The sequence below is a fragment of the Pontibacter chitinilyticus genome, from assembly GCF_039748935.1.
GTDB lineage: Bacteria > Bacteroidota > Bacteroidia > Cytophagales > Hymenobacteraceae > Pontibacter > Pontibacter chitinilyticus.
The window spans coordinates 25,664-39,378 of sequence record NZ_JBDIZJ010000008.1 but is presented as its reverse complement, the minus strand read 5'-3'; the positions used below and the strand labels follow the sequence as shown (position 1 = coordinate 39,378).

At 49.8% G+C, this 13,715-nt stretch carries 16 protein-coding genes; 12 read left to right on the top strand and 4 right to left on the bottom strand.

The genetic code is table 11. The features are described 5' to 3' along the window. The first annotated feature begins 96 nt into the window (after positions 1 to 96). The 5 genes from rsmA to ABDW72_RS12980 all read left to right on the top strand — a co-directional run bounded on the left by rsmA (position 97) and on the right by ABDW72_RS12980 (position 3,406). Entirely contained in the window at positions 97 to 882 is a 786-nt protein-coding gene (gene rsmA / locus ABDW72_RS13000) for a 16S rRNA (adenine(1518)-N(6)/adenine(1519)-N(6))-dimethyltransferase RsmA (protein WP_347159004.1), read from the top strand. Positions 883 to 893: 11 nt separating this feature from the next. Continuing rightward, positions 894 to 1,841 (top strand): NAD(P)-dependent oxidoreductase, encoded by a 948-nt coding sequence (locus ABDW72_RS12995; protein WP_347159003.1) that lies wholly within the window; start codon positions 894 to 896, stop codon positions 1,839 to 1,841. Between the two features lie 12 nt (positions 1,842 to 1,853). Beyond that, positions 1,854 to 2,285, top strand: a complete 432-nt coding sequence (locus ABDW72_RS12990) for a GNAT family N-acetyltransferase (RefSeq protein WP_347159002.1) — start codon at positions 1,854 to 1,856, stop codon at positions 2,283 to 2,285. A 242-nt stretch (positions 2,286 to 2,527) separates the two neighbouring features. After that, positions 2,528 to 3,001 carry a transcription elongation factor GreA gene (greA, locus tag ABDW72_RS12985; RefSeq protein WP_347159001.1) on the top strand — a complete coding sequence of 158 codons (474 nt, stop codon included), beginning with the start codon at positions 2,528 to 2,530 and terminating at the stop codon, positions 2,999 to 3,001. Positions 3,002 to 3,007: 6 nt separating this feature from the next. Continuing rightward, on the top strand, positions 3,008 to 3,406 hold the full coding sequence (locus ABDW72_RS12980) for an HIT family protein (protein WP_347159000.1): 399 nt from the start codon (positions 3,008 to 3,010) through the stop codon (positions 3,404 to 3,406). 94 nt (positions 3,407 to 3,500) lie between these two features. On the opposite strand, the gene ABDW72_RS12975 is transcribed toward ABDW72_RS12980, so the two are convergent. The 4 genes from ABDW72_RS12975 to ruvC form a co-directional block, all read right to left on the bottom strand. Continuing rightward, a complete protein-coding gene (locus ABDW72_RS12975; RefSeq protein WP_347158999.1) occupies positions 3,501 to 4,496 on the bottom strand; it encodes an MlaD family protein in 996 nt (331 codons plus the stop codon). A 30-nt stretch (positions 4,497 to 4,526) separates the two neighbouring features. Further along, positions 4,527 to 5,300, bottom strand: a complete 774-nt coding sequence (locus ABDW72_RS12970; protein ID WP_347158998.1) for an ABC transporter ATP-binding protein — start codon at positions 5,298 to 5,300, stop codon at positions 4,527 to 4,529. Positions 5,301 to 5,314: 14 nt separating this feature from the next. Then, positions 5,315 to 6,094, bottom strand: a complete 780-nt coding sequence (locus ABDW72_RS12965; protein ID WP_347158997.1) for an MlaE family ABC transporter permease — start codon at positions 6,092 to 6,094, stop codon at positions 5,315 to 5,317. Between the two features lie 281 nt (positions 6,095 to 6,375). Next, on the bottom strand, positions 6,376 to 6,945 hold the full coding sequence (ruvC, locus tag ABDW72_RS12960) for a crossover junction endodeoxyribonuclease RuvC (protein WP_347158996.1): 570 nt from the start codon (positions 6,943 to 6,945) through the stop codon (positions 6,376 to 6,378). A gap of 120 nt (positions 6,946 to 7,065) precedes the next feature. Here ruvC and ABDW72_RS12955 point away from each other — a divergent pair, with 120 nt between their 5' ends. The 7 genes from ABDW72_RS12955 to ABDW72_RS12925 all read left to right on the top strand — a co-directional run bounded on the left by ABDW72_RS12955 (position 7,066) and on the right by ABDW72_RS12925 (position 13,660). Then, positions 7,066 to 8,058 carry a lysylphosphatidylglycerol synthase domain-containing protein gene (locus ABDW72_RS12955; protein WP_347158995.1) on the top strand — a complete coding sequence of 331 codons (993 nt, stop codon included), beginning with the start codon at positions 7,066 to 7,068 and terminating at the stop codon, positions 8,056 to 8,058. Further along, a complete protein-coding gene (locus ABDW72_RS12950; RefSeq protein WP_347158994.1) occupies positions 7,971 to 9,191 on the top strand; it encodes a glycosyltransferase in 1,221 nt (406 codons plus the stop codon). Before ABDW72_RS12955 ends, ABDW72_RS12950 begins: the two co-directional genes overlap by 88 nt. Beyond that, entirely contained in the window at positions 9,188 to 9,445 is a 258-nt protein-coding gene (locus ABDW72_RS12945; RefSeq protein WP_347158993.1) for a hypothetical protein, read from the top strand. The genes ABDW72_RS12950 and ABDW72_RS12945 overlap by 4 nt, the downstream gene beginning before the upstream one ends. Next, entirely contained in the window at positions 9,445 to 10,626 is a 1,182-nt protein-coding gene (locus ABDW72_RS12940; RefSeq protein ID WP_347158992.1) for an ABC transporter permease, read from the top strand. Before ABDW72_RS12945 ends, ABDW72_RS12940 begins: the two co-directional genes overlap by 1 nt. Then, entirely contained in the window at positions 10,619 to 11,842 is a 1,224-nt protein-coding gene (locus ABDW72_RS12935) for a GAF domain-containing SpoIIE family protein phosphatase (protein WP_347158991.1), read from the top strand. Before ABDW72_RS12940 ends, ABDW72_RS12935 begins: the two co-directional genes overlap by 8 nt. Before the next feature lie 97 nt (positions 11,843 to 11,939). After that, positions 11,940 to 12,572, top strand: coding sequence for a polysaccharide deacetylase family protein (locus ABDW72_RS12930; RefSeq protein WP_347158990.1), 633 nt, complete (start codon positions 11,940 to 11,942; stop codon positions 12,570 to 12,572). Further along, a complete protein-coding gene (locus ABDW72_RS12925) occupies positions 12,569 to 13,660 on the top strand; it encodes a glycosyltransferase (RefSeq protein ID WP_347158989.1) in 1,092 nt (363 codons plus the stop codon). Before ABDW72_RS12930 ends, ABDW72_RS12925 begins: the two co-directional genes overlap by 4 nt. Positions 13,661 to 13,715: the final 55 nt, after the last annotated feature.

Below are 13,715 nucleotides of genomic sequence, written 5' to 3'. Positions count from 1 at the left end.
GCAGCTTAGTTACCACTACCTGACTTTACCATGAGTAGTATAACGGGCAGGAGGTAAAAAGTATACCTGCCTGCTTTAATCTTTTAGACAGAATCTGTGAGTAAAGTAAGTCCGAAGAAGCATTTGGGCCAGCATTTCCTGGTCGATCAGAATATTGCTCAGAAAATAGTGGAGCAGCTGACGCTGCATCGGGGCACCACCGACGTGCTTGAAATTGGCGCGGGCATGGGTGTGCTCACCCAATACCTGCTGCAGCACCCACAGTACCGCACCACCGTCATCGACATCGACCGTGAGTCTATTACCTACCTGCGCGAACATTTTCCGCAGCTTGGCGACCGCATTATCTTAGCTGATTTTCTGAAGACTGATTTGAGTAAGTTGTTTGCAAGGCCATTTGCTATCATTGGCAACTTTCCATATAACATCTCCAGTCAAATCTTTTTCAAGGTGCTGGAACAGCGCGAGGCAGTGCCTGAAGTAGTATGCATGATTCAGAAGGAAGTGGCGGAGCGTATTGCAGCGCCTCCGGGTTCAAAAACCTATGGTATTCTGAGCGTGCTGCTTCAGGCGTTTTATACTATAGAGTATAAGTTTACGGTTAGCGAACAGGTATTTCATCCCAAGCCGAAGGTAAAATCGGCGGTAATTAGTTTGTTGCGCAATGAGTTGAAAGAACTTCCCTGCAGCGAAAAGCTGTTTTTCCAGGTAGTAAAGCTCAGTTTCGGCACCCGCCGCAAAACCCTGCGAAACTGCCTGAAGAGCTTTCAGCTGCCCCCGGAAGTACAGGAGCAACCAATATTTGATAAGCGGGCCGAGCAGCTTTCCGTAGCCGATTTTATCGGACTCACCCGATTGGTAGAAGCGCACACCTCTCTTTAAGCTATACAACCATGCATACCGCCACCACACGCGTTCTGATCATCGACGAAATGCACCCAAGCCTGTTTCCGCTGCTGGAAAGTATAGGCGCCGAGGCCGATTACCGGCCAGACATAAAGCCAGCCGAAGTGCGGGAAGCGTTGCAGGGCTTTGATGGGCTGATCGTCCGGAGTAAAATGCGAATAACAGCTGAAACGCTGCAGTTGGCGCAGCAACTGAAGTATGTCGCCAGGGCCGGCGCTGGCGTGGATAACATTGACGCGGCAGCCTTAGAGGAGCGTGGCATTACCTTGCTCGCTGCCAACGAGGGAAACAGCCAAGCCGTTGGGGAGTTCACATTGGGAGTGTTACTGTCTCTGTTACGCTATATTCCGCGTGCCAATGCCGAAGTACGCCGCAAAGTATGGCTGCGTGAAGAGAACAGGGGAGAGGAACTGGGCAGCAAAACAGTAGGTATCATCGGCTATGGCAACATGGGACAGAGTTTTGCCCGCGTTCTGAGTGGCTTTGGCTGCCGCATTCTGGCCTACGATCGTTATGCCCCTGAAAAGGTAGTGGCGCCAGTCGAGCGCGTGTCGCTGGAAACACTGCAAGCCGAAGCCGATGTGGTCAGTCTGCATATTCCGTACATTGTTGACAATCTGGCATTTGCCAATGATGCTTTTTTCAGTAAATTCAGCAAATCAGTCTGGTTTCTGAATACCTCCCGTGGGGATGTGGTCAATCAGGTGGCTTTGGTACAATACTTGCAAAACGGACGTATCAAAGGGGCCGCTCTGGATGTGTTGGAAAATGAAAAGCTGCAGACGCTCACCACAAAACAGCAGCAGCATTTCGAAGCACTGATAGCGGCCGGTAATGTTATACTTACGCCACATATTGCCGGATGGACGCACGAGTCCTATAGCAGAATAAATGAGGTGTTGGTAACAAAAATAAAGCGTTTGATAGGCGCATAAATTAGAAGAAGTATGAAGATCAGCATCAGACGGGCACAACCCGAAGAAATAACTTGGATAAACGAGCAGTACGATAAACTTCGGTTTCAGCGTTCAGATTATGGCCAAGAGATCATTGCGATTGCCGAAGCCGACGGGGAACGGGCCGGTATTGGCCAGCTGGTATGGCTGGACGAGCAGGCGCTGGAACTGGGAGGTATGTACGTAAATAACAGCTTCCGCGGTGGTGGGCTTGCCCGACACCTGGTGGAATATTTAAAGCAGCAGGCACCAGGTAAGCCGGTGTATTGTATGCCTTTTGAGCACCTGGGCGATTTTTATGGCAGCTGTGGTTTTACACGCGTGCCGCAGGTAACCGCAGCGCCGGCTAAAGTGCTTGAAAAGTGGATGTGGTACAACAAAACCTATCCCGATACCAGCCTGCTCCTGCTCCTGGACGTATAATAGAGACGCATTTATATGAGCGGCCCGCATAGTCTTACAAATAAAATTAGTATATTTGCCTAAGCCGTAAACCGACGGGAGTAGCCCGGTGGCTTTATAGTAAAATAGCTTATGATAAAGGCTGCAAAGCAAAGCGGCACCTGTAAGAAGAATTAAAATAATTTACATATTTGGCAAAAAGAACGGTTATGGGTCGCATAACCGTTCTTTTTGTTTTTGTGTTTTAAACGTGAAAACCTACTATGAGCAAGATTTCTTATTACACAGCAGAGGGTTTGCAGAAACTGAAGGATGAACTGGCGGAGCTCAAAACCAAAGGCCGTGCCGAAGTAGCGCGCCAGTTAGCAGAAGCACGCGACAAAGGCGACCTGAGTGAAAATGCAGAGTATGATGCGGCCAAAGATGCCCAAGGCCATTTGGAGCTTAAAATTGCCAAAATGGAGGAAATTGTTGGCAATGCCCGCCTGATCGATGAATCGAACCTGGATGCGAGCAAGGCACTTATTCTGTCCAAAGTAAAGATCAAAAACCTGAAGAACAACATGGTGCTGGATTATACGCTGGTAGCTGAGGAAGAAGCAAACCTGGCCACTGGCAAAATTTCAGTTAAATCACCGATTGGCAAAGGCCTCCTTGGTAAGTCAGTGGGAGATGTGGCAGAGATTACGGTGCCCGCAGGCAAACTGGAGTTCCAGATATTAGAAATCAGTCGCTAAACCGGTATGGAGCCATCCATCTTTACCAAGATCATCAACGGTGATATTCCTGCCTATAAGGTAGCGGAAGATAACCGGTTTCTGGCTTTTCTGGATGTATTTCCCACCACCAAAGGCCATACGTTAGTTATACCCAAGCAGCAGGTAGACTACCTTTTCGATCTAGACGACGAGCTATACTTGGGCCTGATGGCTTTTTCAAAAAAAGTAGCTACCGCCGTCGAAAAGGCTGTACCCTGCAAGCGCATTGGTGTTGCGGTGGTGGGGCTGGAGGTGCCTCATGCACACGTTCACCTTATCCCTCTTAACACCATGCAGGACATGAACTTTAGTAACAAGCAGCAGTTCAGCAAAGAAGAGTTTGAAGAAATAGCCCGGAAAATCAGAGAACAGTACCAGGAATAAAAACGCTGCGCAAGTACAAAAAGAGCCGGGGCTGATGAAGTTATTTCCATCAGCCCCGGCTCTTTTTGTACTATATATGCCAGCTATAGGTGGCTTATTGCTGCAACTGCTGCAGAGAGTCCTGCACGGCCTCCTGACGGGCTTTTTCTTCTTTAGCGCGTTGCTTGTCCTGCTTTTTGAAGAAGCCGCGCAATAAAAAGTTATGCTGCAGTGCTTCCATATTCTGGTCAAGCTTTTCGGTACCTGTTTGCAGGTTTTCCATGGTGTTCTGCAGCTGATTGGCAAACTTCGGGTCGTTCAGCAACACGCCTACCGCATTATTCTGCCCGTCCAGTTTGCCGGAAGCTTGCTGCAGGTTAGCAGCCATCTGCGAGGCAGCGGCAGAGGCTTGCTGCAACTGCACAACGGAGGCTTGCAGGTTGTTGAAAACGGTTGTATCGGTTAGCAGCTCATTCGCCAGACCTCCCTTAGTGTTAAGCCTGTTCGTGAACTGGGTGAGCGCATTGGAAGCCCGTACCGTGTTGGCGGAGGTCTGCTGCAGACTAGCTACCATCGAGCTGAAATTTGTCGCCAGTGTAGAGTCGGTGAGCAGGGTACCGAGGGTACCTTTTCCTTTAACCAGTTGCGACGTGATCTGCTTCAGGTCGCCGGTAATACTCACAAAGTTTTTATTGTTCTCCTGCAGCGTTTTCATAATGTCATCGGTGTTCAGATTGGGCACTGATTTCAAAACGGTGCCGTTTTCAACTGGAGGAGCCTGCTGCGTGCCATCCATAATTTCAATGATCTGGTTACCGATCAGGCTTTCGGAGCTGATGCGGGCTAAGGCATCTTTGCGAATATACTGCTGCGCGCTCTCCTCGATATTCATCACCACTTCTACCTGTGATTTACCATAAAACTTGATCTCTTTCACGTTGCCGATCTTCACGCCGGAAAACCATACATTATTACCGGGCTTCAAGCCTTCCACGTCGTCAAAAACTGTACTGATTGAGATGCTCTGGATAAACCGTTTCTGCTGGCCTCCCAACGTAAGTACAGCGGCAACAAATATGATGATAGCGAGGAGAACGAATATCCCCACCATGATGGAACGTTTATTTTCTGCAGTACCCATTTAATCTATAAAATTGTAGTTGTAAAATGATTTTACGCGTTCATCATCCGTGTTGAACACTTCCTCGAACGTGCCCTGACGTTGAAACTGTCCGTCCAGCAGCATTACGATGCGGTCACCTGTTTCGCGGGCGCAGGTCAGGTCGTGCGTAATGATGATGGAGGACGTGTTGAAGCGGCGTTGTACTTCGTTGATCAGTTTGTTGATCTCTATACTTGTGATCGGATCAAGGCCGGCGGTAGGTTCATCATAAAGCATGATCTCCGGGCGCAGGATCAGGGTGCGGGCAATGCCGATGCGTTTCCGCTGGCCACCAGAAAGCTCCGAAGGCATTTGATTGATCGTTTGCGACAGGCCGACGGCATCCAGTACCACTTCTATCAGGTTGTCGATCTCTTTGCGCGTCATGTTGCGGGAATTGCGCACCAGCGGAAACTCCAGGTTTTCGCGCACCGTCATACTATCGTATAAGGCGCTGTTCTGAAACGAAAAACCGATCTTAAGACGCAGCTTCTCCAGCTGCCTTGGCTTTAGTTTGTCTACTTCCTCACCCAAAACCAGCACCTGTCCGGCATCCGGCCGCAGCAAACCCGAAATAATTTTGATCAGTACTGATTTTCCTGTGCCGGAGCGGCCCAGTACTACGAGGTTCTCACCCTGGTACAGGTCCAGATCAACTCCCCGGAGAATGTCGTTTTCATCAAACGATTTCTCCAGCCCCCGGATCTCTATTACTTTGTGGCTATAGTCTATTTTTGGCTTTTCTTTTTTCATAATTCCGTAGCGTATTAAAATGCCCGGATGGCATTGATGATCTGCATGGCCAGCAGCTCCTCGATAAAAATAAGGAACATGGCCGTTACTACCGATGAGTTAGCTGCTTTGCCCACGCCCTCGGTGCCTTTGGAGGAAAAGTACCCTTTGTAGCAGCCCACCATGCCAATCGTAAATCCGAATACGAAGGATTTGATGATGGAAGAGAAAATATCAAGGAAAGAGATGGCATTGAATACCTGCACAAAATAAGTGGTCATACTTGTCAGTTCCTTGGTATGCACGCTCAGGTAAGCACCCATTAAGGCAACGAACATGGTATACATCATCAGGGCCGGCACCATCAGGGTAGTTGCCAACACCCGGCTAACTACCAGAAATTTAAAAGGGTTGGTAGCAGATACTTCCATGGCATCGATCTGCTCGGTTACTTTCATCGAGCCCAGTTCTGCCCCAATGCTGGAACCGACACGGCCAGCAGCAATAATGGCTGTTACCAGCGGCGCCAGCGCCCGCACTATAGCAATGGAAATTAGCGAAGGGAGCCAGGAGGTTGCCCCGAATTCAGCCAGTGATGGGCGCGACTGGTTCGTGAACACAATACCGATGATGAAGCCTGTAAGTGAGATGAGGGGCAGCGAGCGCACGCCCACCTCGTAGCATTGACTAATGATCTCTTTGCCCTCGTAGGGCGGTAAGAAAACTTCTTTAAAGAAACGGACTACGAAAACATAGATTCTGTAGATCTCCAGGAAAACCCGGTCCAGTCTTCTAGTCGTTACATATTTACGCATTTGCTATCGTCAGTTTGGATGAAGATGATGGTGTTTACTATATAGTAAATCCAATCGCCTGCAAAGTTACAGGTAATGTTGGCAATCAGCGCAACAAATTATAAATAGATACTACCCCATCCATACGGATGTATAGAAAGCAGGGGTGCTGACCAGCGCAATTAAGTGAGTAAAGCGAATGGCTGTTTGCCAGCTAAAGTATGGCCCGGAAGCTGTTGTGCCAGTGCCTGAGTCTAAAGAAATTTATTCCAAGGGCAGTCCAAGTATGATTCCGGCAGCGTTTATGTGGCGAGTCTGTCCGGATTATCTGTCAAAAAGCCTTTCCACGATTTTCCGCCCTTTTTGGCATTGTTGCCTTTCTGGTAATGGTGGCAAAGCGCTACGCCCAAGGCATCGGTGGCATCCAGCAGTTTGGGTGCTTCCTGTATCTTGAGGATCTGCACCAGCATGCTGGCTACCTGCTCTTTGGAAGCATTCCCATTTCCGGTAACCGATTGCTTTATCTGCTTGGGCGCATACTCCACATACGGAATGTCGCGCGAGAGGGCAGCAGCAATCGCAACCCCCTGCGCACGACCCAGTTTGAGCATACTCTGCACGTTGGTACCATAAAAAGGAGATTCGATGGCCAATTCATCGGGCAGGTACTCGTCGATAAGCTGAATCATGCGGTCGAAGATTTTCTTCAATTTGATTGCATGGTTGCTGTAGCTTTTCAAATGTATTACGCCATACTGTACCACCTGCACTTTAGCCCCCGTCACCTCAATCAGGCCGTAGCCCATCACTTGGGTGCCAGGGTCTATACCAAGGATAAGTTTATTAGGCGGAAGGGCAGAAGTGTAAACCATAGGACCGCAAATTTACACTATTGTTCTGCCATAAAAAGTATATTTGTGGCTGATCGGAAAAATTAAACCGCCACTAAGGGCTACGTGCCAGAATTAGCCGGCCGCACCTTATAAACTTGTATGTTTTATAGCATGCCTTCTAAAAAGTATCTGCAGCTGCTGGCTAAGCTCCTGGTGCTGTTGCTCACCATATACCTGCTCTACCACACCATTCACCTGGCACCGGATACATACTTGACCTGGGGCAGTATTGTAAGGCGGGCGCTGGAAAGCCCCTTACGCATATTATACTTGCTGGCAGCGCTCTTAATCCCCATCAATTGGGGCTTTGAAGCCCGTAAATGGCAATTGCTGGGGCAAAAAATCGAGCCTATTTCATACCTGCGCGCCTACCGGTCAGTAATGGTGGGGCTTACCTTAGGCTTTATCACACCCAACCGCCTTGGGGATTATGCCGGGCGTGTGCTGGAACTTAAAAGCCGGCAGCGGCTGGAGGCACTTGGGGCGATCTTTATCGGCAGGTTCTGCCAACTGGTGGCTACCGTGCTGGCCGGCTCTTTGGGGCTGTTATACTTTATCTTACGCTTTTACTGGCATTCGTATCCGGGCATCAGCTTGAGCATTGTCTTCTTGTTAGGAGCTATAGGTATGTTGGTGCTGGTCGTTTTATATCATGCCAATGTGCTGGTAGCAGTGGTAGCCGCTATAAAGCCGCTGCAAAGGCTGGTGCCGTATGTCGCTATTATGAGTACCTATTCTTCCAGAGAGATGTCGCGACTGCTGCTGCTGTCGCTGGGCCGCTATGCCGTGTTCCTGTTGCAGTTCGTGCTGCTCCTTATCTTGTTTGAGGTGCACTTGAGCCCAGTGCAGTATATCAGCGGCGTATCAGGTACTTTCTACCTGAAGTCCGTTGTGCCCTCTGTTAGCCTTTTATCAGATCTGGGAGTGCGGGAGCTTTCTGCCATGTACCTATTCGGGTTGCTGGGACAGGCCCGCCTGCAGGTGCTGAGCGCCAGCCTGAGCCTGTGGCTGCTCAACATCGCCCTGCCCAGCGCAGCAGGACTGGTGTTTGTGCTGCGCCTGCGCCTGGTGCGGAAAGGGATCATCGCCTGATGCGTTACCTGTTGCTGCTTTCCTTACTGGCGTATGGCTGGCTCATCCTGCGCCGCCTCGCCGCCTGGAACCGTATGAGCAGTACGGATGCTCCTCATGGCTTCCAGCCGGAAACGTCGATAACGATTATTATCCCGGTGCGCAACGAAGCCGCTAACATTACAACTTTGCTGCAGGACCTGGAAGCGCAGCAGTATCCCTGCCACTTGATCGAGGTGCTGGTGCTGGATGACCATTCCGAAGATGAGACCGTGGCACTGGCCGAACAGTTTTTTAGTAAATTCACTCTGGCAGTTAAATGTATTCGGTTGAATACTTATGTTAAGTATAGCGGAAAAAAAGCTGCTATTCAAAAAGGAGTAGAACTGGCGCAGGGCGAGTTACTGGTCTTTACCGATGGCGACTGCCGGGTAGGGCCGGAGTGGCTGAGGCAGTATGCCTACCTGTATGAGACAAAGCAACCCTACTTCATCAGCGGTCCTGTTGCCTTTCAGCATACCCATACTTTGTTCGAACGCATGCAGCTTGTCGAGTTTGCCAGCTTGATGGGCGTGGGCGGAGCTTCTATCGAACTGCGGAAGCCAAACATGTGCAACGGCGCAAACCTGGCCTATACCAAAGCTGTTTTCGGGCAGGTAGAAGGTTTTAGCGGTAATGAAACTGTAGCCAGTGGTGATGATGAATTCCTGCTTCATAAGGTCAGCAGCCTTTATCCGGAAAAGGTAGCCTTTCTGAAGAGCCATAAAGCAATCGTTTATACTATGGCGCATAAACGCCTGATTAACTTTATGTCGCAGCGCGTTCGGTGGGCCAGTAAATGGAAAGCGTACCAGCGCCTTGACGTGCAACTGGTGGCGTTGAATGTGTTCGTCGTAAACCTGCTGTTGTTTACCGCCATCCCGCTGGTGTGGCTGGGGCTGTTGCCGGTGCCTTGGTTTGTAGGGGCGTATGTTACCAAGTTTGGAATAGATTTCTTATTTTTAGATCGTATACTTCTTTTCTTACGGCGCCGCCGGTATGTATGGTATATGCTGCCGCTGCAACTGGTGTATGTGCCGTACGTGGTTGGCACTGCCTTGGCGGGTTTGTTTGGCCGCTACCGTTGGAAAGGAAGAACAATCCGAACCTCATGAGCGAAAACGAATTTGATATTCTGGACGAGCTATACTTCGTTACCTCATATCCGGACCTGAAAAGCACCCTCTCCTTATCAGATGAGGAGATCTGCACGGCCTTGCAGTCGCTGATCCGGCAGGGATATGTAAAAATCCTGTACCCGAACCAGGATACGGAGCTGCCTTTTGAGGAAGCCAATTTCAGCACATCCTGCCACGCGTACTTTTACCTGGCCACCAAAGCCGGTCTTATTGTACACAACTCCATCTGATGTATTCAGCAACGCAAGCAGCGCCTGTCTCCCGGTCACCGGCTTATTATATCCGGCAGCGGCTGTGGCAGAACAAACCGGCTATGTTTGGCTTGTGCGTGATTGTGTTCGCTGTTTTCGTTGCACTGGCAGGGTACCTGATTATGCCCGATGCTACACCCAATGCCAATAACGGGCTTGTGCAAATACAGAAAAAACCGCCCGGCTTTTCAGCGCAGGTACTTCGGCTGCCGCGCGTTGGAGGCGTGGGGCAGGAGAGCAACCCGTTGACTTTTATACTTCATGGCCGGGCCATTGGCTACAGCGAACTGCCAATAGAAAACTACCATTTCCAGGGCGATAGCCTGACCGTGCAACCTCTGCGGAGCAACAACGCCATGGCCGATCAACCCCGCACGTTTGCTTTAAAGGATATTATACTTGATAAAGGACAAGCTGTTGATAAGCAGCAAATTATTGCAAGTATAAAGCAGAAGCAGGTGTTGCAAAGGACCTTCTGGCTGGGCACTGATAAAGCTGGCCGCGATGTCTTAAGCCGGCTTATACTAGGTACACGCATTTCGCTGGGTATTGGCTTTGTAGCTGTACTGATCTCGCTTGTAGTTGGGGTGACGATTGGCGCAGTAGGCGGCTATTTCGGTGGCTGGGTAGATAAACTGATGCTCTTCCTGATGACTGTAGTATGGTCGGTGCCCGGCATTATGCTGGTGATTGCCATCAGCCTGGTCCTGGACAGTAAAGGCGTATGGGTGGCGTTTGTGGCCGTTGGCCTGACAATGTGGGTAGAGGTAGCCCGTGTAGTGCGGGGTCAGATTCTCAGCCTGAAAGAAAAAACATATATCGAAGCGGCTCAGGTACTGGGGATTACGCAATATGCTATCATTTTCCGGCACCTGCTTCCAAACATGATAGGACCCATCATTGTTATTGCCACAGCAAATTTTGCTTCTGCCATACTTATCGAGGCGGGGCTTAGTTTTTTAGGCTTGGGCGTGCAGCCGCCAGCGCCCTCGTGGGGCATGATGGTGAATGAGGGATTTCAGTTGATTGGTGCCAGAGCTGGTCTTTTTTTAGTACTTTTACCAAGTATTTGCATCAGCATGTTGGTGCTGGCCTTTAATTTGCTCGGGAATGGCCTGCGAGATGCATACGATCCTAAAATACCGATTTCGAATGCCTGATTTAACGATACCAAACCCGCAGCAGGAGCTGAATCTTAAAAAGTTAGAGCTTACAGCCCTGCTGGAGATTACGCGTGCCATCAACGACAACCTGCCGGAGGGAGCGCTTTATAAGATCTACCGGTTTACGCTGCTGGCACAGCTGCAGATCAGCCGCCTGGCCTTATTTGTGCACGATGAGGAGTGGAAGTGCCAGGTTAGCTTTGGCACCACGCAGGACTTTACAAAGCAGGAACTGCCCAACTCTATCCGCAAGATCACCGAAATAAGCAGCGTGGCAGACCTGAGTGTGGACAAACGCTGGCAGGCTTTTGAGATTGTTATTCCTATTCTGCACAACGGCAAAGTGCTGGCCTTTGTGATGATCGGGAAAGTGCAGCCATATTACAACAACATGGATGCGCTGAACTTTGTGCAGACGGTGAGTAACATCATGCTTGTTGCGATCGAGAACCATAAGATGGCACGGCAACGACTGGCCCAGGAGTCGATTCGCCGGGAGATTGAAATTGCCCGCGAGGTGCAGTCCATGCTTTTTCCCAAGAGCCTGCCAAACGACAAGCATGTGACCATACATGCCAGCTATATTCCGCATTCTTCCATCGGAGGCGATTATTACGATTATATTGAGATCGACAAGGACCAGTTTTTGTTTTGTGTGGCCGACGTTTCAGGCAAAGGCGTGCCCGCATCGCTGCTGATGTCCAATTTTCAGGCCGGCCTCCGTACCATCCTGCGGCAGACAGCTGACCTGAACACCGTTGTATCAGAGCTCAACCACCTGATCTACCGCAATGCAATCGCAGAGAAGTTTATCACCACTTTTATAGCCATTTACAACCGCAAAACGCGCGAGCTGTCCTACGTAAATGCCGGCCATAATTCCCCTATACTGCTGCACGACAATAATTCGCATCAGCTGCTGAACGAAGGCTGCACCATGCTGGGCGTTTTTGATGTGCTGCCGTTTATGTCTGTTACAAAAGTCGATGTGCCTCGCAATTCTGTGCTGCTTTGCTATACTGATGGATTAACAGAGGTGTTTGATGAAGACGAGGCGGAATTTGGAATCGAGGGCACCATCAGCTTTCTGCAGCGCAACCGTTTTCTGAGCTCCAAAATGTTGCATCTGCAGCTGCTCCGCGAAATAAACCTCTACAACGAAGAAGCCTCTTTCAACGACGATATTACCCTGCTGTCCTGCAGGTTTAAGTAGTTGTTGCAATTCGTCTGGTGGGTTCCGCAAACCCTGCAAAGGAGCTTTGTTGCTTTCTGCAAGTCACAGTTCAACAGTATAACCCACAAACATTACTTTGATCAGACTTTACAAAACGCCGGTGCTGGTAAAGAAACTGATGCACCGGTATACCTGGGCGCGTGCGGGACAGGCGCGCGAACTTTTCCTTACGTTTGATGACGGACCTATTCCGGACGTAACGCCCTGGGTACTGGAGCAACTGCAGCAGCACGGCGCAAAAGCTACTTTCTTCTGTGTAGGTGAAAACGTAGCCAAGCACACCGACGTAGCCCGGCAGGTACTGGCTCAGGGGCATAAGCTGGCGAATCATACTTACAACCACCTGAAAGGCTGGCATACACCCTTACAGGATTACCTGCAGAATGTGGCTAAGTGCCAGTCTGAACTGGATAAGTTGCAGCCTCAGCAGGAGCACAGGCTATTTCGGCCGCCCTATGGGCGCATCACAAGCCGGCAGGCAGCCCACCTGGCATCTACGTATGAACTGATTATGTGGGATATGCTCACAAATGACTATGATCAAACGCTTGGCGCAGAAAAATGCCTGCAAAAAGCTCTTAAGCATACCCAAAGCGGCAGTATTATCGTATTTCACGACAGCCTTAAAGCCAGACACAACCTGATGTACACTTTGCCGCGCTTTCTGGAGCACTTCTGCGGGCTAGGGTACACCTTCAAAACATTATGATCTTTTCAGTAGCTTATTTCATAGTCTTTTTCTCCCTGTTTTTGCTACTGCTGGCCCTGTTGCTGTTTAACCGGCAGCAGTACAGGCTTAACCTTGCGCAACTCCCCCGGGTAAGCATCCTGATCGCTGCCCGAAACGAGGAACATGCCATTATAAGATGTTTAGAGTCAATTGAAAAACTAAACTATCCTAAAGATAAGCTGGAGGTGCTTATCGGTGATGATGCCTCTACCGATGCTACCCGGGCAATAGTGGATTCCTTTATCCGAGATAAGTCCATGTATACTTGCACCACCATTATAGAGACGCTCGGCAAAGCACGCGGAAAAGCCAATGTGCTTGCTCAGCTGGCTCGGCTTGCTACTACTGATTACTTCTTTTACACTGATGCCGATATCGCCCTGCCGCCGCAGTGGATACACGCCTTGCTGTCGGAACTAAAGGAGGGTGTGGGTGTCGTAACCGGTATAACGACCACCGAAGGCAACAGTCTTTTTGCGCAGCTGCAAACGTTGGATTGGCTTTACGCCTTGGGGCTGATGCAGGTCGTATCGGACCTGAACCTGCCGGTAACAGCTATGGGGAACAATATGCTGCTGCGGCGGGAAGCCTATGAACAGGTGGCAGGCTTTGAGAGTATAAACTTCTCCATTACAGAAGATATTGCCATCTTCAATCAGGTGTTAAAAAAAGGATGGGGCTTCCGCAATATTTACGACCGTTCTGTGCTGGCCCTGTCTACGCCCATCCATACGCTGAACGGGTTTCTGCACCAGCGCCTGCGCTGGATGCGGGGCACCAGGCACCTGCCCTGGTACATGGCGATCATTTTTATACTTCATGGGGCTTATTACCCGGTTCTGCTGCCGTTCTTTCTGTATACTTCGGTGAGCACCGCTATTTTTATATTTATAGCCAAACTGCTAGTTCAAAGCTTGTTTGCAGCCATTTGCCTGCACCGCCTGGGTCGTACCATGCCCTGGTGGATCTTTATCCTCCTGGAGCTTTATCTCATTGTTACTTCTGTCAGCCTGATCATACTTTTCTTTATGCCTCTGCGCATTAACTGGAAGGGCAGGAGGTACTAAGTAAAACGAAAGCAGCACCATCAGAAAACAGGAAGCGCCGCAAAGATTATCACTA